Genomic DNA, 19,033 nt, shown 5'->3' on the forward strand with positions numbered 1-19,033 from the left:
CGCGGGAGAACGTCGCGTCTTAGGCGGGCGCGATGGTGCTGACCGGCGGCCCCCGCGCGGAGCGGCCCGCATGATGTGGGTCGTGGGTCGCCTGCGGCGCGCGTTGCGCGTCCAACAACCCACCCGCAGTGTCAGGTGACGGTCTGGTCGCCGTCCGGTACGTCCTCGACCGTGACCATGCTGCGGGGCTGGCCCAGTCCCTGCGATACCGCCCGGGCGATTCCTTCCAGGTCCTGGCCGTTCGGGACCGGCGGCTGCTCACCGTCGCCGTAGCTCTCGATCGCCTTCACGAAGTAGCCGGGGTGCCAGGCGCCCACTGCCCCTCTGACCTCGACCGCGGTCACGGGACGGCCACCGACGTGGTCCTTGAGCGCCGCCAGGATCCGGTCCGAACGCAGTTCGCCCGGTACTTGGAACAGGCTGGCGTGCGCCCCGACAAGGCCGCCGTCCTTCAGGCGCACGGTCACCGTGAGGCAACTGGTGACGCTCGGATACGTGATCGCACCGCCCCGCGCCACTTCCTTGACCTGGCCTTCCGTGATCGTCGCCCGGTCGGGCACCACAAGCGGGCTCGCCACACGCGGGCTCGCCACACGCGGCCCCACCCCGACGGGCTCGGGGGCCTGGGCCTGGGCCTGGGCCACGGCGCCGAGGCCGAGTTGCAGGGCCAGTAGCGCCGTCGGCAGGACCACGGCACACACCGCAGCGCCCTTGCCCTTGCCCGTGCGCGTGCGCGTGCCCGTACCCGCCCGCCGCCCTGTCGTCGTGGCGGCGTCGGGCGCGGCGAGATCGAGGGGCTGGTGCGGTGTCACGGGTTCTCCAGAGGTGTGGCGGTGCCGGGTCGTCCACGGCATCGGCTGTGATGGGGGCGGCGTCGGCCGCATCTGGGGCCGACGACTGTTCGATCACTGTACTCAGCGGTCCCCTCATCGAACTCGGCGTCTCATCAGCACCCCCTTCTCCCCCACCCCTCCCTCACCCTCCAGCTCTCCCCCACCCCTCCAACCCTCCCCACCCCTCCCTCCGCCCCCTCCCCCCTGCCGCCCCAAACGGACCAGCCGACCGATTTGATCACCCCAAGGTCGGGTAGCAGGGCGTCATGGTCACCGACAGCGCCGTATCCCCGGGGGGCTACGTGCCGCCCACCGTCGACGTCCGAGCTCTCGCGGAGCTGCTGGACGGCGAGTACTCAGAGGTCCGCACCCTCGTGCGGGCCAATCTGGCGACGTACGCGGGCGTGCTGGACGAAGCGGAAGAGCTCGGTTTCGACGCATTCCGGGAGCGCGTGCGCGACGTCGTCGTCGAGATGGCGGCGACGGGGCAGACCGGCATGGGCTTCCCGAAGAAGTACGGCGGGGGCGGCGACATCGGGGCGTCGATCGCCGCGTTCGAGACGCTCGCCTACGGCGATCTCTCCGTACTGGTGAAGGTCGGCGTGCAGTTCGGTCTCTTCGGCGGCGCGATCCTGCAGCTCGGCACGGAACGCCACCACGAGGCCTACCTCCCCCGTCTGATCATCGGGGAGCTGATGGGCTGCTTCGCGATGACCGAGACAGGACACGGCTCCAACGTCCAGGCCCTCGGCACCATGGCCCGGTACGACGCCGACAGCGGGCAGTTCGTCATCACCACCGACGGCGACGCGGCGCGCAAAGACTACATCGGCAACGCGGCCCGCCACGCCGAACTGGCGGTCGTCTTCGCCCAGCTGGAGGTGGGCGGGGAACACAAGGGCGTGCACGCTTTCGTCGTACCGGTCCGCGTGGACGGCGCGGCGGCCCCCGGCGTCCGGATCGAGGACGACGGCCGCAAGATGGGTCTCAACGGCGTCGACAACGGCCGTATCTGGTTCGACGGCGTGCGCGTGCCCCGCGAGGCACTGCTCAACCGGTTCGCCGAAGTGACCCCGGAGGGCGTCTACGAGAGCCCGATCGACAACCCCGACCGCCGCTTCTTCACCATGCTCGGCACCCTGGTCCAGGGGCGGGTCAGCGTCGCGGGCGGCGCCATCAACGCGAGCAAGGTCGCGCTGGCGATCGCCACCAAGTACGCCAACCGTCGCCGTCAGTTCGAGGCGGCCACGCCCGGCGAGGAACAGGTGCTCCTCGACTACGGCATGCACCAGCGCCGCCTGCTGCCGCTCATCGCACGCACGTACGCGCTGCACTTCGCCCAGGACGTCGTGCGCACGCAGCTGCACGACGTGTTCTCGGGCATCGCCGACGACGAGCGCGCACGGCGCGAACTGGAGGCACGGGCCGCCGGCACCAAGGCCCTCGGCACCTGGCACGCCACCCGCACGATCCAGGAGTGCCGCGAGGCGTGCGGCGGCGCCGGCTATCTCGCCGTGAACCGGTTCGCTGCCCTGAAGGCCGACAGCGACGTCTTCGCGACGTTCGAGGGCGACAACCACGTGCTGTTGCAGATGGTGGCGAAGGGGCTGCTGACGCACCACGCGAGCGAGTTCGAGAACATGGACCAGCTCGGCATGGTCCGGTACGTCACCGGTCTCGCCGTCGACACGGTCATCGAGAAGACCTCCGCCCACAAGCTCCTCGAACGGGTACGCGACCTGCTGCCCGGTGGCGACGAGTGGGACCAGGAAGCGGGCCTCTTCGACTCGGAGTACCAGCTCGCCATGCTCCGTTTCCGTGAGGAGCACATGCTCGCCGGGCTGGCGCGTCGGCTCAAGCGCGGAATGGACCAGGACAAGCATCCGGGCGTCGTCTTCTCGCAGGTGCAGGACCACGTCATCGCGGTGGCCCACGCACACATCGAGCGGCTGGTGCTCGAAGCGTTCGTCGAGAAGGTGCGGCACATGCCCGACGGGAGCGGCGACGTCGGCCCTGAAGGGCAGAACGGGGCGGGCCATAACGGGGCGAACCATGGCGGGACCAAGGCCGCACTCGCCCTCCTGTGCGACCTCTTCGCGCTCTCCACCATCGAGGCGGACCGCGCCTGGTTCATGGAGCACGGCAGGCTGACGGTCCAGCGTTCCAAGGCGATCCACCGCGAGGTGAACGACCTGTGCCGGAAGGTCCGGCCGATCGCGGACGACCTCGTCGACGCCTGGAACATCCCGGCCCAGATGCTCCGCTCCCCCGACCTCGTGGGGTGACCGTACCCCGCGCCCGTCGTACGGCCGCGCCTCCGACATCGTTGTCGGAGGCGCGGCCTGTACGCGGGTTCACCGCACTACGGGATGCGGCGCACCGTCACGTCCCGCCGTTCCGTCGCCCTACCGCGTGTAGACGGCGTCACTGCCGTACAGCTCCCTCGTGAACGCGGAGACGTCCGCGCTGCGATCGGTGCCGTCGAGGTTGTACGTCAGGTAGACGCCGTACCCCTCGCTCACGGTACGGCGCGCAAGACTGGCGACCGTGCTCCGCGAGGTCCCGCCGATCTCTATGGCCGCCGGCGACAGCTTCGACTTGGGCAGGGAGATGCCGGGGACCTGCCACGTGCCGTAGTACGGGTTCCAGGCGTAGTTGAACTTGGACGAGATGTTGACGCCGCCGTAGGACAGGCGGGACGCGGCCGGACCGATGTTGTAGAGGCTGATGATCTTGTCAGGCATGTTCGCGCGCAGCGCCGTCACCAGGTGCACGAACGAGCTCGCGTTGGGCTGGCCGGTGCCGTTCTTGCCGTACTCGGAGTACTCGTCGTCGAAGTCGATGCCGTCGAGACGGTACTTGCTCACGGTGTCCGACAGCTGCTTCGCGAACGTCGAAGCCGCCTGCTGGGACGGGAAGTTGGCGAACCCGGCGCCCTGGTGGTTGCCGAGCACCGAGAGGACGACCTTGATGCCCTTCTCCTGGAGGGGTCGTATCTCGGTGGCGGCATTGTCGAGAACACGCTGCACGTTCTCGTTGAAGTGCAGGTACGCCGCCTTCTTGCTCGTGTCGTAGTTGATGTTCGCCGCGAATACCACGGCGACGTCGAAGGCGTTGCCGCCGCCGTTGGCGAGGCGGTACTTGCCGACGTTCAGCATGCTGTTGTTGTTCACCTCGACGTACGCCACCGAGGTCGGCCCCTGTTTCTTGGGCGCCGGGGCAGGGGCGGGAGCCGGGGCCGCCGCCGCATCGGTCGTGGCAGTCATGGCGGTCGTACCGAGGGTGAGGGCCGCGACGGCCGAGAGCGCGAGCGCGGCGGTCCGCATTCTGCTCCGTACCTCGCTCCGCACTCCGCCGCGTGCCCCGCTCCCTGCCCTACTGCCTGCGCTACTGCCCGCCTTGCTCCGTGCAAGAGTGAACATCGTTGATCGGTCTCCCATCACGCGATTCGGCGCCCGACCTGTTCGAAGCGCCGAGTGAGCCCTCCGAGTTTTCCTCTCCTGTGACCGAATCCGGAGTTTCGTGCGCGATTTCTTCACGACTCCTCCGCACTCCCGTGCCCCTTGCGTCTCGAGCGGGACGCAGGGACCGGCCTGGGAGAACTCCGTGCGCACCCCGGCGTCGGCGGATACCGTCATGCTCACGACGAAGGGGGATGCGTGGTCATGGCTCAACGAGCGGTTCCGTCCCGGGTGGAAGCCGCGGAACGTATCGCTGTCGAGGCGGGATTCAAGAAGAGCTGCATCCCGGAAGTCGGCAGGCTGCTCAGCCTGGCCGCCGCCGCGAAGCCGCACGGGGTCATCGGGGAGAGCGGCACCGGTTCGGGAGTGGGCACTGCCTGGCTGCACAGCGGCCTCGGTGCCGGTGCCCGCCTGGTCACCGTGGAGCGGGACGAGGAGCTGGCCCGCCGGGCGGCCGGTGTCTTCGCGGACGACGACCGTGTCGGCGTTCTCACCGGTGACTGGCGGCTGCTCGAGCAGCACGCCCCCTTCGACGTCTTCTTCTGCGACGGAGGAGGCAAGCGCGACGACCCCGAGGGGGTCCTCAAGCTGCTTGCCCCCGGTGGCCTCCTCATCCTGGACGACTTCACCCCCTCGTCCCATTGGCCGCCGCGTTTCGAGGGCGAAGTGGACGAGCTGCGCCTCTTCTACCTCACTCATCCAACCCTGAACGCCACCGAAGTACTCACAACCCCCTCCAGCTCAGTGGTTGTTGCGACACGCCGCCACTAGACGGGGGACGAGTGAAGGCCTGCCTGCCCCTTCGGCTCAGCGCCTCGGAGGCAGCCGATGCAGGTTCACGTCGTGCAGCGTGCCGTCCGAAACCGTCAGGGTGAGGTACGTGCAGTGGGGCTGGCGTCGGCGGTCGGTGGGCGAGCCGGGGTTGAGGAGGCGCAGGCCACCGGGGGCTGTCGTGTCCCAGGGGATGTGGCTGTGCCCGAAGACGAGCACGTCCAGGTCGGGGAAGCGTTCGGCGCAGCGGCGTTCACGGCCGGTCGCCGCACCCGTCTCGTGTACGACACCGAACCGCAGGCCCCCCAGTTCCACGCGGGCCACTTCGGGGAGCCGACGGCGCAGCCCGGGACCGTCGTTGTTGCCGTATACGGCCACGAGGCGCCGCGACCGGGACTCGAACACATCGAGGGTGGCCTCGTCGATCCAGTCCCCGGCGTGCATCACCACGTCCGCCGCTTCCATGTCCGCCATCAGGTCGTCCGGCAGACGCTTGGCGCGGGCCGGTACGTGCGTGTCGGAGGTGAGCAACAGTTGCATGGACGCAGCGTAGGCCGATGAGTTCCAGGACTCCCTTGACCAGGGCCGTGCCTGCCTCGAAGAGGTCGACCAGCGCCCTCGGCCTGGGTCCAAGGTCGCCGTGCGGATGGTTCCATCGGTCGATGTCCGGCCCCGCCACCGCGGTGATCATGAAGGTTGTCGAGTCGAGCCGAGCCGAGGAGAAGTTCGTGCGGGTGGAGCAGGTGGACTGGGTCGAGATACCGGCCGGGGTGCTGCGTCGAGGAACGCCCGCCGACGAGATGGACGCAGTGGCCCGACGCTACGCGGACACCGGCGTGCCGGTGGAGTGGTACATGAAGGAAGCCCCGCAGACGGACGTCCACGTCCCGGCGTTCCGGATCGCCCGCACTCCGGTGACCGTGCGCCAGTGGAGTCTCTTCGCAGCGGCCACCGGCCGACCGGCCCCAAAGGCGCCTGCGGAGCACCCGGTCACCGGCGTGGACTGGGAGTCGGCAACGGCCTACTGCGCGTGGCTCGGGCAACGGCTCGGCGGCCTGGACGTGCGGCTGCCCAGGGAGGACGAGTGGGAGCGCGCCGCGCGGGGCGACGACGGCCGGGAGTTCCCGTGGGGCGACGAGTACCGCACCGGCCTGGCCAATCTCGTGGACCTCGGCATCGGCACCACGACGCCCGTCGGTTCGTACCCCCAGGGCGCCGGCCCCTTCGGCGTGCTGGACATGGCGGGCAACGCCGACGAGTGGACCTCCACCCTCTACGCCCCCTACCCCGGCGCGCCCGCCGACGTGCCCCGCACCGAGGACTGGGCCTTCGACCGGCACGTCACCCGAGGCGGGGCGTTCCGTCATGACCGGGACCTGGCTCGGTGCGCCCGTCGGCACGGCGCCTACGCACCGGACCTCGAAGCGATCGGCGTGGGGTTCCGCCTGGCGGCGCGCGCCGGGTAGCGCCGACCACCGTGCGATCCGCCGATGCAGCTCATCCCGGGGGCTACTCTCCCTCGTTCTCGAACGTCCGCAGCAGATCCGCCGCCACACTCACCGCGATCGTCGCCGGCTCCTTGCCTGTGATGTCGGACAGGCCGATCGGCGTCTTGATCCGGTCGATCGCGGCGTCGTCGTGCCCGCCCTCCGTCGCGAGGCGCTTGCGGAAGCGTGCCCACTTGGCCGCCGACCCGATCAGGCCCACGGAGCCGAGGTGCGTGGTGCGCAAGGCCGCGTCGCACAGGGCCGCGTCCTCCGCGTGGTCGTGGGTCATGATCAGGATGTGGGTGCCGTGCGGGAGGTCGTCCAGGATCTCCTCCGGCAGGAGTGGCGTGTGGTGCACGTGCAGCTGTGCCACCGCGTCCGACAGCGCGTCGAGCCGGGTGTCGGTGAGCATGTCCGCGCGGCTGTCGATCAGATGCAGGTCGAGGTCCTGGCGGGCCAGGATCCGCGCCAGTTCCAGCCCGACGTGCCCCACGCCGAAGACCGCCACCGCCCGTACCACCGGCAGCGGTTCGAGCAGGATCGAGACCGTTCCGCCGCAGCACTGCACACCGTGCTGGTTGGTCACCTTGTCGTTCAGGGCGAAGTCCATCAGTTCCGGCTCCACCTTGGCCGTGGCCGCCTTGGCCGTGACCGCCTCGCCCGCGGCGAGCATCTCCCGTGCGCGGTCGATCGCGACGGCCTCCACGTTGCCGCCGCCGATCGAGCCCCACGTCTCACTGTGCCCGACGACGAGCTTGGCACCGGCCTCCCGCGGGGCATGACCGCGCACGGTCGCGACGGTCACCAGTACGCCGGACTCCCGGCGTGCCCGCAACCGCGCGACCGCGGCGATCCACGTCATGTCAGGCACCGTTGACCGCTGCCGTGTCCGCCCGCACCGTGTGTGCCCGCGTCGGCGTCGCAACCGCCTGGGCGGGCTCAGTGAGCGTGTCGGCCGACGGCGTGCCGGAAGCTTGGCCGTTGCGGGAAGCGGCGGCCCGGCGTACCTCCTCGATCGCCCAGAACACCGCCTCCGGTGTCGCCGGCGACGCCAGTTCCACGCTGATGCCGCTCGGTCCGAACGCCGCGGCGGCCTGCCGCAGTGCCTCACGTACCGAGAACGCGAGCATCAGCGGAGGTTCGCCCACCGCCTTGGAGCCGTAGACCGCGCCTTCCTCCGTGGCGCGTTCGAGCAGCGTGACGTTCAGCTCCTCCGGCATCTCGGAGAAGCTCGGGAGCTTGTACGTGCTGGCTGCCTGGGTCTGGAGTCGGCCGCGGTGGGGGCCGTCACTCGTATCCCAGCGCAGGTCCTCCAGCGTCAGCCAGCCCGCGCCCTGGACGAAGCCGCCCTCGACCTGACCGATGTCGATCATCGGGGAGAGGCTGTCGCCGACGTCGTGCACGATGTCCACGCGCCGGATGCGGTACGCGCCGGTGAAGCCGTCGACCTCCACCTCGGTCGCCGCGGCGCCGTGGGCGAAGTACTTGAACGGCGAGCCCCGGAACGTCTTCGCGTCCCAGTGCAGGCCCTCGGTGCGGTAGAAGCCCGCCGCCGACAGCTGGACCCGCTGGAAGTACGCGGTGCGCACGAGGTCGTCCCAGGCCACCTCCTTGTCGCTGCCCAGGGCACGTGCGACGCCCTCGACGATGCGTACGTCCGACGCGTTCGCGCCCAACTGGGTCCCTGCCACCTGGAGCAGGCGCTCGCGCAGCTGCTCGCAGGCGTTCTTGATCGCACCGCCGTTGAGGTCGGCGCCCGCACTCGCGGCGGTGGCGGAGGTGTTGGGCACCTTGTCGGTGCGCGTCGGGGCGACGCGTACCTTCCGCAGCGGGATGCCGAGCGTCGTCGCTGCCACCTGCATCATCTTGGTGTGCAGGCCCTGGCCCATCTCGGTGCCGCCGTGGTTGATCAGGACGGAGCCGTCCTTGTAGATCAGTACCAGCGCGCCGCCCTGGTTGAAGGCGGTGAGGTTGAAGGAGATGCCGAACTTGATGCCGGTGATCGCGACCGCGCGCTTGGTGTGCGGGTGCGCGGCGTTGAACGCGGCGATCTCGCGCCGGCGGTCGGCGATGCCGGCGTCCTTCCGCACCCGCTGCCAGACGGTCGAGATCCGCTCGGCCTGCGTGACGGGCTGGCCGTAGGGCGTGGTCTGGCCCTGGCCGGGCCGGTAGAAGTTGCGTTCCCGCAGCTCCATGGGGTCCAGGCCGAGCACCGGCGCGCAGCGGCCCAGGATGTCCTCGATCACGAGCATGCCCTGGGGGCCGCCGAAGCCGCGGAAGGCGGTGTTGGAGACGGTGTTGGTCCTGGCGATCCGGCCCGCCACGCGCGCGTTGGGGATCCAGTAGGTGTTGTCGATGTGGCACAGTGCGCGGGCGAGGACGGGTTCGGAGAGGTCGAGGCTCCAGCCGCCGTCGGCGACGAGGGTGGCGTCCAGGGCCTGGATACGTCCCTCCGCGTCGAAGCCGATCTTCCAGGTGGCGTGGAATCCGTGCCGTTTGCCGGACATGGTCAGGTCCTGGGTCCGGTTGAGCCGGAAGCGGACCGGGCGGCCGGTGAGCTTGGCGCCGAGCGCGGCGACGGCCGCGAACCCGTGCGGCTGCATCTCCTTGCCGCCGAAGCCGCCGCCCATGCGCAGGCACTGCACGGTCACCTCGTGGGCGGGAACGCCGAGCACGTGCGAGACGATCTCCTGCGTCTCCGACGGGTGCTGGGTGCTGCTCTGGATGAACACCTGCCCGTTCTCGTCGATCTGCGCCAGCGCCGCATGGGTCTCCAGGTAGAAGTGCTCCTGTCCGGCGAACTGGAACTCTCCGCTGAGTACGTGTGCGGAGTCGGCGAAGCCCGCGTCGGTGTCGCCGGTCTCCATCAGCGGCCGGGCACCGTGGTAGCTGCCCGCCTCGATCGCTTCCTGGAGCGTGACCAGGGAAGGCAGCTCCTCCAGCTCCACCTCGACGGCCGCCGCGCCGAGTCGGGCGGCTTCCAGGGTCTCGCCGAGCACCCAGGCGACCGCGTGGCCGTGGAACATGACCTCGTCGGGGAAGAGCGGTTCGTCGTGCTTCATGCCCGCGTCGTTGACGCCGGGCACGTCGGCGCCGGTCAGCACGCGGATCACGCCGGGCACGGCGAGCGCGGGCGCGGTGCGCAGCGCGGTGATCCTGCCGCGGGCCTTCATGACCTGCACGGGGTAGGCGTGCAGTACGTCCTTGGTGCGCTGGACCAGGTCGTCGGTGTAGAGGGCGGAGCCGGTGACGTGCTGGACGGCGCTCTCGTGCGGCATGGAGACGCCGACCACGGGCTTTTCGGGACGCTCGGACAGGTGACTCATGAGGAGACCGCCTCGGTGGTTTGTGCGTGCAGCTTGAGCAGGCTCTGGCCGAGCATCGCGGAACGGTAGAGGGCGCTGGCGCGATGGTCGCTCATCGGGGTGCCCTCCCCGCGCAGCACCCGCGCCGCCGCCTCGACGGTCTCCGTCGACCACGGCTTGCCTACGAGGGCCGCCTCGGTGGCGAGGGAGCGGATGGGCGTCGCGGCCACGCCGCCCAGACCGATGCGTGCCTTGCGTACGATCCCGTCCTCGATGTCGAGCGCGAAAGCGACCGCGACGCTGGAGATGTCGTCGAAACGCCGCTTGGCGATCTTGTGGAAGGCCGTGACCGGCGACAGCGGCAGCGGGATGCGGACCGCACGGATCAGCTCACCCGGACGGCGGACACTCTGCCGGTATCCGGTGAAGTAGTCCGCGAGCGGGACCACGCGCTCGCCGTCGACGTCGGCCAGCACCAGCGACGCGTCGAGCGCGAGCAGCACGGGCGGGCTGTCACCGATGGGCGAGCCGGTGCCCAGGTTGCCGCCGAGGGTGGCGCCGTTGCGGATGAGCCGGGAGGCGAACTGCGGGAAGAGGTCGGCGAGCAGCGGAACGTGCGGTACGTCTGCGCCCAGGCGGCGCTCGATCTCTGTGAGCGTCAGCGCCGCTCCGATCTCGATGTGTCCGGACTCGACGCGCAGCTCCCGCAGTTCGGGCAGCCGGTCGACGGCAACCACGCAATCGGCCCTGCGTGAGCGGATGTTGACCTCGACACCCCAGTCGGTGGAGCCCGCGACCACGACGGCGTCGGGCCGCTCGCGCAGCAGCTGCAACGTCTCTTTCAGGGTGCGCTTGCGCAGGAAGGTAGCGCCGTCCTGGGTGTACTCGGTGGCGACCGGCGCGGGCGCGGCCTGTTCACGGCGCCGGGCCAGCGGGTCGCTGTCGGCGGGCGCGCCGACGGCGAACGCGGCGTCGCGGATGGGGCGGTAGCCCGTGCAGCGGCACAGGTTTCCGCTGAGCGCGTGCAGGTCGAAGCCGTTCGGGCCGTGCTCGGGGTCCCCGTGCTCAGGGTTGGCGCTCGTGTCCGCGGCTGCCTGCGTGCCGGTCTCCGCGTCGAGGTCGGCCGCGAAGCTCTGAGCGGCGTGCTCGCAGCGGCCCGGGCGGTAGTACTCCGCCGCCATGCTGCAGACGAATCCCGGTGTGCAGTAGCCGCACTGGGAGCCGCCGCGGACCGCCATCTCCTCCTGTACGGGGTGCAGGGAGGGCATCGTGCCGGGTTCGCCGCCCGTGGCCAGCCCCTCGGAGGTGACGATCTCCTGCCCGTCGAGTGCGGCGGCCGGGACCAGGCAGGCGTTGACAGCGACCCAGTCGGTGGGTTTGTGCACGCCGGGCCGGGCCACCATGACCGAGCAGGCACCGCACTCGCCCTCGGCACAACCCTCCTTCGTGCCGGTGAGACCGCGCTCGCGCAGGAAGTCCAGCGCTGTGGTGTGGGGCGTGGCCGGCGCGAGCGGCGTCTCTTCCCCGTTGACCGTGATGCGTGCCTCGGTGACGCCGCCGGGCAGCCGTTCCGGAGCGTGATCGGTCGATGTCATGTTCGCCAATTTGAGGCAGCTTTCTGTGTTCAGACGCGCCTCACGAAGGAAGCGGGCGCGGGAGAAGCGGGAGCAGGAGAAGCGGGCGCGGGTCGGCACGGGACAGCGAAGTGCCGCATCGCGGAGAGGAGAGTGCGGAGAACGAGAAGGAGAAGACAGCGGGACGTGCCGCGGAGGGGCACATCAGGACGGCGGCGTACTCAGCAGCCGTGCGCGATCCGACCCGGAACCCAGGCGGTGCACTGGGCGAGGCGACCGAGATCAGAGCTGGTGTACATCTGCTGGTCGCCTCCTTTTGGTGCCGGTGCCGGTGCCGTGGGTCAGTGCCGGGTGTTGGTCCCGAGGGGTAGTCCCAGGGGTCAACGACGTGGACCCGTGCCGTGGGTCAGTGCCGCGGCGCGGGTCAGCGTCATCGCAAACTAGTGACTTGCTTCACGCAGGTCAAGGGTGCGGGTCTCGGTGCAAGGGTGCGCGTCTCGGTGCGAGGGTGCGAATGCGGTGTGGGCCGGGCGTTCGGCCGCAGTTACGCGGCGAGAGCCTTGTCACCCTGTCCGGCACTCGGACGCCGGCTGTTGCCCGCCGCCAGCAGCGAGTCCGCTGCCTCGAGGGCCTGGCCGACGTCCTGGCAGTCGGTCATCACGCACAGCGTGTAGCTGACGTCTTCCAACGCGCGGGAGGTCGCGCCGGTGGGGCGGATGTCGTGATCGATACGTGCCTGTGCGAAGCGTGCCAGCACCGTGCGCAGCGTATTCTCCGCCGGGACAACCATTGCTTCTCCTCGATGTGGGCAGTGCCGTGTCTGCAGGGCCCGGTTGCCCCGTTCCACGGGAAGCACGCCCGGGGCGTGCTGCGGATGCCGAGGACCCCAGCGGCCGGAGCTGAATGGCATCCCCGATGCGCTACTTGAGGTCGCGCTGCTCGGGCACCACGACGCCGAAGCGGTCCTGGATCGTCGCGAGGGCGCTCTCATGGACCTGCCGGGCCGGGATGCCCCGCGGGTTCCCGTTCACCGGGAGCGGGCGGGTCGCCGAGGCGTCGCCGATCACGGTCGGGTCATAGCCGTTGTAGACGGCGCCCTCCGCGGTGAAGAGGGTGCACATGTGTGTCATGAAGCCGGAGATGATGACGTTCTTGCGGCCGGTCTTCTTGAGCTCGGCGGCGAGGTCGGTGTCGTGGAAGCCGTTGGGGACGGCCTTCTCGACGACGGTCTCCCCCTTGACCGGCTCGAGGGCCGGGATGATCTGTCCCGCCTTCGACTTCAGGTCGTAGCCCTTCTCCACGATGTGGATGACAGGCGTGTGCGCCTTGCGGGCACGCTCCAGGAGGGCCTTGGTGTTCTTGACCGCGTCGCGCCAGCCGGTGAGCTCCATCGTGCCGTGGGTGTAGACGTTCTGGTAGTCGACGAGGATCAGCGTCGCGTCGGACAGGTTCGCGGGCGTCTCGTCCAGCTTCATCAGCTGACGCAGCGTGGTGGTGTCCCTGGCGTGGTTCCTCTCGCGCTTCTTCTCATGGCTCTTCTCGTGGCGCTGGTCGCGGCTGTCGGTGCGCGTGGCGGCCTCGGAGCTACCGCCGCACGCGGTGAGCGTGGCGCCCAGCACGGCGGCGGCGCCCAGGATGGCGGCCGGACGGAGCAGCTCGGTCCGCATCAGACGATCTCCTTCTGCGTGGCGACCACGACCCCGTACAGGTCGGCGATGGTGGCCAAGGCGCCGTAGTGCACCTGGTGGGCGTCGAGGTCGGTGCCGGTGACCGGGAGCGAACGGGTCGCGGTGGCTTCGGCGACGACGGTGGGACGGTTGCCGTTCAGGAAGGCGCCCTGTGCGGTGAACGCCACGCACATGTGCGTCATCCAGCCGACGATGACGACGTCCTGTCCCTCCTTGAGGTGCGTGTCGAGGTCGGTGCCGACGAACGCGTTCGGGACCTGCTTGACGACGACCGGCTCGCCGTCGAGGGGCGCGACCTTGGGGTGGATGCTGCCGATCTCGGCGCGGATGTCGTACGGGGTGCCCTCCCCGCCGTCATTGATGACGTGCACGACGCGGGTACCTGCCTCGCGGGCCCGTGCGAGGAGCTGCTCGGCGGCGTCGAGGGACTTCTCCCAGCCATCGAGCTCCATGACGCCCTGGGTGTAGGTGTTCTGGAAGTCGATCAGGATCAGCGTCGCGTCAGCGAGCTTCGCGGGCGCCTGGTCGAAGCCGTTGAGCTCGCGCAGCGTCGTTCTGGACATGGGGAGACCACCTTCATGGATACGCGGAAGTGCAGTGGAATGCCTGCAATACGCAGTTCGCGGTGCTTCGTCGAGCTGCGTTGATCACGCTATGGCGGGGTGGGCAGGTCGGCAATGACGTGTAACCTGCAGATTCAGACATGGCAGACGCGAAGACGCCGATCGGGGGATCCGAGATCCATGCAGGACACCGCCGCCGGACGGCTCATCGTCATCGTGCTGTTCGACGGCGTCGACCTGCTCGACGTCACCGGGCCCCCCGAGGTGTTCTCGCTCGCGCTGCGCGAGACCGACGAGGCGGCGGGCTACGAGGTCGTACTCGCCGCCGCGGCCATGGATCCGGTCACCACGGGTGCGGGCGTACGCATCCTGCCCGACGTCACCTTCGAGGAGGCCGCGCGCCGCAGCATCGACACGCTGCTGGTGCCCGGCGCCGTGGAGGTGGACGCCGAACGCCGCGTGCACCCGCTCGTGGATCCCGAGCTCGTCGAGTGGGTGAAGGTCCTCGCCGCCCGCTCGCACCGGATCACGTCCGTGTGCGTGGGCGCGCATCTGCTCGCCGCGGCGGGCCTGCTGGACGGCAAGCGGGCGACCACGCACTGGTCGACCGCGCAGCGGTTGGCCGACGATCACCCGGCGGTGCGGGTCGACGCCGACCCGATCTTCATCCGCGAGGACAACGTGTGGACCGGAGCAGGCATCAGTGCCTGCCTCGACCTCTCGCTTGCGCTGATCGCCGACGATCTCGGCGAGGCGGTCGCGTTGCGGGTGGCCCGCCAGCTGGTGATGTACCTCAAACGTCCCAGCGGGCAGAGCCAGTTCAGCGTGCCGCTGACCCAGGTGTCCACGACCCGACGCATCGAGGACCTGCGCCACCACATCCTGCGCCACATCGGCAGACCACTGACCGTGACCGCTCTCGCCGAGTACGCGCACGTCAGCGACCGGCATCTGACACGCCTGTTCAAGACCGAACTGGGCGTGACCCCGCACGCGTACATCGAGTCGGTACGCGTGGAGAAGGCACGCCACAGCCTGGAGTCCTCGGACGCCACGCTCGAACGGATCGCGTCCGACTGCGGTTTCGGCACGGTGGACACGCTGGTGCGGGCGTTCCGGCGCCGTCTGAACACGACGCCGAGTGACTACCGGCGCGGGTTCCGGGTGCCTCAGTTGCCCTGAGACACCCCGCAGTCCAGGCGGTAGCCAGAGCTTTAAGCCGTGGCCTCAGGGCCGGGTGTGAGCGATCATCACCACAATGAACTCTCATTTCGTTGGCATAGCCGAGCTGGTCGAAACCCCGCCCGTGGCGGTCGTCGTCGACGTCATGCGTGCGTTCACCGTGGCCGCCTGGGCGTTCGCGCAGGGCGCGGAGAAGATCGTGCTCGCCGAATCGCTGGACGAAGCCCTGGCGCTCAAGGCCGCGCATCCGGCTTGGGTGGCGCTCAAGGACGGGCCGCCCGCACCCGGCTTCGACGTCGTCAACTCGCCGGGTCTGCTGCGCTCCGTCGACCTGGGCGGACGTACCGTCGTGCAGAAGACCACGGCAGGGACGGTCGGCGCCCTCGCGGTCAAGGAGGCGTCGCTGGTGCTGTGCGCGAGCTTCGTGGTCGCCGAGGCGACGGCGCGGTTGTTGCGGACACGTGAGTGCGACGACGTGACGTTCGTGGTCACCGGCGAGGGTGGGCGGGCCGACGAGGATCTGGCGTGCGCCCAGTACATCGCGCGGAGAGCCACCGAGGCCGGGACGGACGCTGCCGAGTTCCTCCGCCGCGCCGCCGGGTCGACCGCTGCGGCCGAGTTGACGCAGGGTGTGCGTCAGGGAGTCCACCCTGACGACGTCGCACTCTGCCTCGAACTCGACCGGTTTCCCTTTGCCGTGGTGGCGACGTTGGAAGGCTCGCTCATGGTCCTGCGTCCGTGCGTTGCGCCTTCGCCGAACGATGAGACGTCGATCTGAGCGCCGATGAGGTCCGTCACTCTCCCCCTCGCTGTCGCTGTCGCTGTCGCTGTCGCTGTCGCTGTCAGAGCACCTGCACGAAGAGCGTGGCGATGCCTCCGGTGACCAGACCGACGACAACGATCAAGGGACTGCCCTTAAGCGCTGCGCTGAGGTGGAAGCCCATGTCCCCGTACTCAGCCATGCCTTCCGTGCCGGGCAGGACCAGCAGGCGGGGACGTAGGCCCACGAGGATGATCCAATCGAGGACGACCAGATCGTAGACGCTCAACGTGGCGAATATGAGACCTGCGCAGACGGCCGCCGACAGGAAGGTCAAGCCTCCGTCCAGTGCTCCGCCCAGCCCCACCATCGCCGACGTCATCAAAGGGATGCCGCACACGCCCCACACGAACACGCCGACACATGCCGCGACCCGCCGACCGCGCGCACTCCTGGGTTTGCCGTACCGCGCCTGGACCGCCGGTGGATAGTCGTTCAGAAGGAAGTCCCGGCTGGCTGCCGCCCCCGCGAACACCGCCACGGTGAAGAGGACGCTCAGCACCAACCCGTACCCGACGCCGAACTCGATGATCGTTGACCACTGCATACCGACCCCTCCACAGGTTCTTTGTAGTGAACCGGACGACGCCATCACGTCGGCCGAAGCTGATGTCGGTAGAGGTATCGAGGTCACGCGCCCGACGACCAACCGCACCAGTCGCCCGCATCAGACCGCTGATCCAGCCACGGCAACCGCCCAGACGACGTACAGAACGTTCACCACCAGGCGGGCCACCGCGCCGACCGGCCGCTCCAGCAGGCGGGGCCGGTCCGGGCGCGCGCAGCGCAGCGCGTCCACGTGGGACACGAGGTAACAGGTGATCAGGAGAGCGGCGGCCCAGCCCCCGGCCGGCCTGGTGCGGGGAATGAGCACCAGCGCTCCCACCACGACTTCGACCACCCCCGAGGCGGCCACGAGGAACCTCTCCCGGCGGAGCCACGCGGGCACCAACGTGCGGAAGTAGTCGGGAAGCAGGAAATGCATGACTCCCGTGACCACAAGGAACACCGCCAACGTGACGGCAGCGATAGCGTGCATGGCACGATGATCCACTCACCGCGAGCCTGGGCTCTTGAACAAAGTGATCGCCGCATCGTCTTCGCCTCCGGTCCCGAGACGACGATGTTCGCCGAATCCCGTCCGAACCAGGTCGCCGCCCACCGGCTGCCCGCGTGGAAGGCCGTGCTCTCGATCGGCGGCCACGTGCAACTCCGCCGCGCCGGGCGGCCCGTGGTGGCCGCACCCGGGCTGATCGTGCCGCCCCAGCTGGCCCACAGCTGTGCGGCTACCTCGCCCTACGTCGCCCTGTTCATCGACGCCTGGCAGCTGCCCCCGTACCCGGAGCCGGTACAGCTGGACGCCGGGGAGGTCCGCCGCCTGGTCGCCGCGCTCGGCGCCCGCGACTCCTACGGCCCCGACACCAGTGCGGACCTGACCGCCACCTACGTCGAGTTGCGCACGCTCACCGGGGCGCCTTCCGCGGTCGACCCGAGGGTGGCCCGGGCCATCCACCTGTGCACACGGGCCGAACCGGACGCGCCGATCGCCTCCATCGGCAGCGAAGTCGGCCTCTCACCTCCGCGGCTGCGCGCCCTGGTCCAGCGGGACGTAGGCATTCCACTTGCTCGCTTGCGCCGATGGAGCCGCCTCCGCACCGCGATCGCCGACCTGCCGGACGCGACGGTCGCCGTGGCCGCAGCCACCGCGGGCTTCGCCGACCAGGCCCACCTCACGCGCACCGCACGGGACTTCCTCGGCCGTACGCCCGCTTCCCTGCGACACCCGGAGGCTTAGGCCCTGCGTCGGAAGTGATGACCTTCACGATGCGAGAGCTGAGCCAGCGCATAGCCGACCGCATCCGCACGCACGCCGAGCGGCTGCTGGCTCCCGACGGCCACACTGACCGCCGGGCCGCACTCGCCTTCACCGGCGTGTAGCCACCGCTCCGCGGGGGCACTATCACAGCCACCACCGGGAAGACCGCGACGTAAGTCGTTGAGCGCGGCCACAGAACCCGACCCACGGAACCCGACGGCCGACGGTGAGAGGGATCAGCATGCGGACCGGCATCGTCATGGCTGCGCGACCAGGTCTGGAACACCTGGCCGCACGCGCGGAGGAACTCGGCTTCAGCAGTTTCTGGGTCTACGACACGCCGATGATCCATGGCGATCCGTTCATCAGCCTCGCACTCTGCGCCCGGTCCACCAGCCGGCTCAAACTCGGCATCGGGGTCACCTCACCCGCGCTCCGCTCCGCGCCCGCCGCGGCGGCAGCGCTCAGCAGCCTCAACGCCCTCGCTCCCGGCCGCGTCATCTGCGGAGTCGGCACCGGCAACACAGCACGCCGCACGCTGGGCATGCGCCCCACGAAGTCGGCGGAACTGGAGTCGTTCACGGCCGCCTTGCAGGCTCTCACCACCGGTCGCGAGACGGACTACCGCGAGGGAACCCGGACCAGCAGGGTGCGCTTCCTGCACATCGGCGGCTACGTCGACACCGACGCGCCGGTGGAGTTCGTCGTGGCCGCGTTCGGCCCGAAGGTCGCCGCCATCGCGGGCCGCCTGAACACGGGAATGATCTCGTTCGCGCTCCACGCCCCGTCGGCCTGGTCCACGCTCGGCGACGCCCGCCGAGCGGCGGCGCAGGCAGCGGGCAACAGCGGCAGGACGCATTCGTACCTCCTCTCCTCCCTGTACGTCCTGGCCGACGGCGAGGACAGGTACGGCGAGGCCGTCAAGGACGCGATGGGGCACATCGCGGTGAGCGCGTTGCTCCTCGCGGTGGAGAACCCCGCCTTCCGCGCGTCTCTGCCCGATGAGGAGTCCGCGGCCGTCGACCGCCTGCTCCACCTGCGCGGCACCACCGCCACCGATCCCCACCGCCACCACACGCTCTACCGCAACTACCTCGGCCGACTGTCCACCGAGGAGCGCGATCTCGTCGTGCCCTCCCTGGTGGACAAGTTCGGCCTGGTCGGCACCAGGGACGAGATCAGGCAGCAGATCAACGCGCTGGAGAAGTCAGGGGTCGACGAGCTCGTGATCCAGCCCGTGGCGGACCCGGAAGCGGAAATGACCGCGCTCGCCCGGCTCCTGCCCTGATACGGCACAGCCACGGAGACTTGAGACCTTCAGGAACGTGACCGACGCAGGTAAGCAGAGAGCAGCAGGCCTCCACCGGCTATTCCGACCGCGCCCGCGGTCACGCTCCACCAATCCGTGGGATCACTCAATACGAATCCTTTGAAGACCGCGAAGACGCAGATGCCGACCCCGATCACTGAGAAAGCCAGCAGTCTCTTTCCAGTCATCCACATCACACATCCATAGGGTCGCTTCAAATTTTT

Annotated in this window: 19 protein-coding genes; 8 read left to right on the forward strand and 11 right to left on the reverse strand. The window is 69.6% G+C overall.

Translation table 11 applies throughout. The features are described from left to right. Window positions 1–131: 131 nt before the first annotated feature. On the reverse strand, window positions 132–812 hold the full coding sequence (locus tag NOO62_RS01580; protein WP_268769070.1) for a hypothetical protein: 681 nt from the start codon (window positions 810–812) through the stop codon (window positions 132–134). Window positions 813–1,099: 287 nt separating this feature from the next. On the opposite strand from NOO62_RS01580, the gene NOO62_RS01585 reads away from it, so the two are divergent. Further along, window positions 1,100–3,118, forward strand: coding sequence for an acyl-CoA dehydrogenase (locus NOO62_RS01585; RefSeq protein ID WP_268769071.1), 2,019 nt, complete (start codon window positions 1,100–1,102; stop codon window positions 3,116–3,118). 120 nt (window positions 3,119–3,238) lie between these two features. On the opposite strand, the gene NOO62_RS01590 is transcribed toward NOO62_RS01585, so the two are convergent. Next, complete coding sequence (locus NOO62_RS01590; RefSeq protein ID WP_414930750.1) at window positions 3,239–4,159, reverse strand: endo-beta-N-acetylglucosaminidase H; 921 nt, start codon at window positions 4,157–4,159, stop codon at window positions 3,239–3,241. Between the two features lie 339 nt (window positions 4,160–4,498). Between NOO62_RS01590 and NOO62_RS01595 the strand changes: the two genes are divergently transcribed. Beyond that, the gene (locus NOO62_RS01595) at window positions 4,499–5,065 is read left to right on the forward strand and encodes an O-methyltransferase (RefSeq protein ID WP_414930751.1); all 567 of its coding nucleotides are present in this window, start codon (window positions 4,499–4,501) and stop codon (window positions 5,063–5,065) included. 36 nt (window positions 5,066–5,101) lie between these two features. Here the strand turns inward: NOO62_RS01595 and NOO62_RS01600 are convergent, their stop codons facing one another. Continuing rightward, window positions 5,102–5,605: a metallophosphoesterase family protein gene (locus tag NOO62_RS01600; RefSeq protein WP_268769074.1), complete on the reverse strand. Its 504-nt coding sequence runs from the start codon at window positions 5,603–5,605 to the stop codon at window positions 5,102–5,104. A 149-nt stretch (window positions 5,606–5,754) separates the two neighbouring features. Between NOO62_RS01600 and NOO62_RS01605 the strand changes: the two genes are divergently transcribed. Next, window positions 5,755–6,531, forward strand: a complete 777-nt coding sequence (locus NOO62_RS01605) for a formylglycine-generating enzyme family protein (RefSeq protein ID WP_268775427.1) — start codon at window positions 5,755–5,757, stop codon at window positions 6,529–6,531. A 43-nt stretch (window positions 6,532–6,574) separates the two neighbouring features. Here NOO62_RS01605 and xdhC read toward each other — a convergent pair whose 3' ends face one another. The 6 genes from xdhC to NOO62_RS01635 form a co-directional block, all read right to left on the reverse strand. Next, window positions 6,575–7,414, reverse strand: coding sequence for a xanthine dehydrogenase accessory protein XdhC (xdhC, locus tag NOO62_RS01610; protein ID WP_268769075.1), 840 nt, complete (start codon window positions 7,412–7,414; stop codon window positions 6,575–6,577). Window position 7,415: 1 nt separating this feature from the next. Next, window positions 7,416–9,878: a xanthine dehydrogenase molybdopterin binding subunit gene (gene xdhB / locus NOO62_RS01615; RefSeq protein WP_268769076.1), complete on the reverse strand. Its 2,463-nt coding sequence runs from the start codon at window positions 9,876–9,878 to the stop codon at window positions 7,416–7,418. Further along, window positions 9,875–11,452: a xanthine dehydrogenase small subunit gene (locus NOO62_RS01620; RefSeq protein WP_268769077.1), complete on the reverse strand. Its 1,578-nt coding sequence runs from the start codon at window positions 11,450–11,452 to the stop codon at window positions 9,875–9,877. The genes xdhB and NOO62_RS01620 overlap by 4 nt, the downstream gene beginning before the upstream one ends. Window positions 11,453–11,975: 523 nt before the next feature. After that, window positions 11,976–12,221, reverse strand: a complete 246-nt coding sequence (locus NOO62_RS01625) for a DUF5133 domain-containing protein (protein ID WP_268769078.1) — start codon at window positions 12,219–12,221, stop codon at window positions 11,976–11,978. A 130-nt stretch (window positions 12,222–12,351) separates the two neighbouring features. Continuing rightward, complete coding sequence (locus NOO62_RS01630) at window positions 12,352–13,098, reverse strand: isochorismatase family protein (RefSeq protein WP_321170546.1); 747 nt, start codon at window positions 13,096–13,098, stop codon at window positions 12,352–12,354. Continuing rightward, window positions 13,098–13,682: a cysteine hydrolase family protein gene (locus NOO62_RS01635; protein WP_268769079.1), complete on the reverse strand. Its 585-nt coding sequence runs from the start codon at window positions 13,680–13,682 to the stop codon at window positions 13,098–13,100. Before NOO62_RS01635 ends, NOO62_RS01630 begins: the two co-directional genes overlap by 1 nt. 180 nt (window positions 13,683–13,862) lie before the next feature. Between NOO62_RS01635 and NOO62_RS01640 the strand changes: the two genes are divergently transcribed. Both NOO62_RS01640 and NOO62_RS01645 read left to right on the forward strand, forming a co-directional pair. Next, window positions 13,863–14,864, forward strand: coding sequence for a GlxA family transcriptional regulator (locus NOO62_RS01640; RefSeq protein WP_268769080.1), 1,002 nt, complete (start codon window positions 13,863–13,865; stop codon window positions 14,862–14,864). A gap of 76 nt (window positions 14,865–14,940) precedes the next feature. Beyond that, window positions 14,941–15,642 carry a 2-phosphosulfolactate phosphatase gene (locus NOO62_RS01645; RefSeq protein ID WP_268769081.1) on the forward strand — a complete coding sequence of 234 codons (702 nt, stop codon included), beginning with the start codon at window positions 14,941–14,943 and terminating at the stop codon, window positions 15,640–15,642. Between the two features lie 64 nt (window positions 15,643–15,706). On the opposite strand, the gene NOO62_RS01650 is transcribed toward NOO62_RS01645, so the two are convergent. Together NOO62_RS01650 and NOO62_RS01655 are read right to left on the reverse strand one after the other, a co-directional pair. Then, entirely contained in the window at window positions 15,707–16,231 is a 525-nt protein-coding gene (locus NOO62_RS01650) for a hypothetical protein (RefSeq protein ID WP_268769082.1), read from the reverse strand. A gap of 120 nt (window positions 16,232–16,351) precedes the next feature. Next, window positions 16,352–16,723, reverse strand: coding sequence for a MauE/DoxX family redox-associated membrane protein (locus tag NOO62_RS01655; protein ID WP_268769083.1), 372 nt, complete (start codon window positions 16,721–16,723; stop codon window positions 16,352–16,354). A gap of 84 nt (window positions 16,724–16,807) precedes the next feature. Between NOO62_RS01655 and NOO62_RS01660 the strand changes: the two genes are divergently transcribed. The 3 genes from NOO62_RS01660 to NOO62_RS01670 all read left to right on the forward strand — a co-directional run bounded on the left by NOO62_RS01660 (window position 16,808) and on the right by NOO62_RS01670 (window position 18,788). Next, window positions 16,808–17,479, forward strand: a complete 672-nt coding sequence (locus tag NOO62_RS01660) for a helix-turn-helix domain-containing protein (protein ID WP_268769084.1) — start codon at window positions 16,808–16,810, stop codon at window positions 17,477–17,479. 17 nt (window positions 17,480–17,496) lie between these two features. Then, entirely contained in the window at window positions 17,497–17,622 is a 126-nt protein-coding gene (locus tag NOO62_RS01665) for a hypothetical protein (RefSeq protein WP_268769085.1), read from the forward strand. 119 nt (window positions 17,623–17,741) lie between these two features. Further along, entirely contained in the window at window positions 17,742–18,788 is a 1,047-nt protein-coding gene (locus NOO62_RS01670; protein ID WP_268769086.1) for an LLM class flavin-dependent oxidoreductase, read from the forward strand. Window positions 18,789–19,033 lie beyond the last annotated feature (245 nt).

It is taken from the genome of Streptomyces sp. Je 1-369 (genome assembly GCF_026810505.1).
GTDB lineage: Bacteria > Actinomycetota > Actinomycetes > Streptomycetales > Streptomycetaceae > Streptomyces.

What these genes read in the sequence shown, in the direction of transcription:
- NOO62_RS01665 (WP_268769085.1), top strand. Translation starts at nt 17,497, where the DNA reads ATGACCTTCACGATGCGAGAGCTGAGCCAGCGCATAGCCGACCGCATC.
- NOO62_RS01595 (WP_414930751.1), top strand. Translation starts at nt 4,499, where the DNA reads ATGGCTCAACGAGCGGTTCCGTCCCGGGTGGAAGCCGCGGAACGTATC.
- NOO62_RS01640 (WP_268769080.1), top strand. Translation starts at nt 13,863, where the DNA reads ATGCAGGACACCGCCGCCGGACGGCTCATCGTCATCGTGCTGTTCGAC.
- NOO62_RS01670 (WP_268769086.1), top strand. Translation starts at nt 17,742, where the DNA reads ATGCGGACCGGCATCGTCATGGCTGCGCGACCAGGTCTGGAACACCTG.
- NOO62_RS01655 (WP_268769083.1), bottom strand. Translation starts at nt 16,723, where the DNA reads ATGCACGCTATCGCTGCCGTCACGTTGGCGGTGTTCCTTGTGGTCACG.
- NOO62_RS01635 (WP_268769079.1), bottom strand. Translation starts at nt 13,682, where the DNA reads ATGTCCAGAACGACGCTGCGCGAGCTCAACGGCTTCGACCAGGCGCCC.
- NOO62_RS01660 (WP_268769084.1), top strand. Translation starts at nt 16,808, where the DNA reads ATGTTCGCCGAATCCCGTCCGAACCAGGTCGCCGCCCACCGGCTGCCC.
- NOO62_RS01630 (WP_321170546.1), bottom strand. Translation starts at nt 13,098, where the DNA reads ATGCGGACCGAGCTGCTCCGTCCGGCCGCCATCCTGGGCGCCGCCGCC.
- NOO62_RS01600 (WP_268769074.1), bottom strand. Translation starts at nt 5,605, where the DNA reads ATGCAACTGTTGCTCACCTCCGACACGCACGTACCGGCCCGCGCCAAG.
- NOO62_RS01585 (WP_268769071.1), top strand. Translation starts at nt 1,100, where the DNA reads ATGGTCACCGACAGCGCCGTATCCCCGGGGGGCTACGTGCCGCCCACC.
- NOO62_RS01645 (WP_268769081.1), top strand. Translation starts at nt 14,941, where the DNA reads ATGAACTCTCATTTCGTTGGCATAGCCGAGCTGGTCGAAACCCCGCCC.
- NOO62_RS01650 (WP_268769082.1), bottom strand. Translation starts at nt 16,231, where the DNA reads ATGCAGTGGTCAACGATCATCGAGTTCGGCGTCGGGTACGGGTTGGTG.
- xdhC (WP_268769075.1), bottom strand. Translation starts at nt 7,414, where the DNA reads ATGACGTGGATCGCCGCGGTCGCGCGGTTGCGGGCACGCCGGGAGTCC.
- NOO62_RS01605 (WP_268775427.1), top strand. Translation starts at nt 5,755, where the DNA reads ATGAAGGTTGTCGAGTCGAGCCGAGCCGAGGAGAAGTTCGTGCGGGTG.
- NOO62_RS01620 (WP_268769077.1), bottom strand. Translation starts at nt 11,452, where the DNA reads ATGACATCGACCGATCACGCTCCGGAACGGCTGCCCGGCGGCGTCACC.
- NOO62_RS01625 (WP_268769078.1), bottom strand. Translation starts at nt 12,221, where the DNA reads ATGGTTGTCCCGGCGGAGAATACGCTGCGCACGGTGCTGGCACGCTTC.
- xdhB (WP_268769076.1), bottom strand. Translation starts at nt 9,878, where the DNA reads ATGAGTCACCTGTCCGAGCGTCCCGAAAAGCCCGTGGTCGGCGTCTCC.
- NOO62_RS01590 (WP_414930750.1), bottom strand. Translation starts at nt 4,159, where the DNA reads ATGCGGACCGCCGCGCTCGCGCTCTCGGCCGTCGCGGCCCTCACCCTC.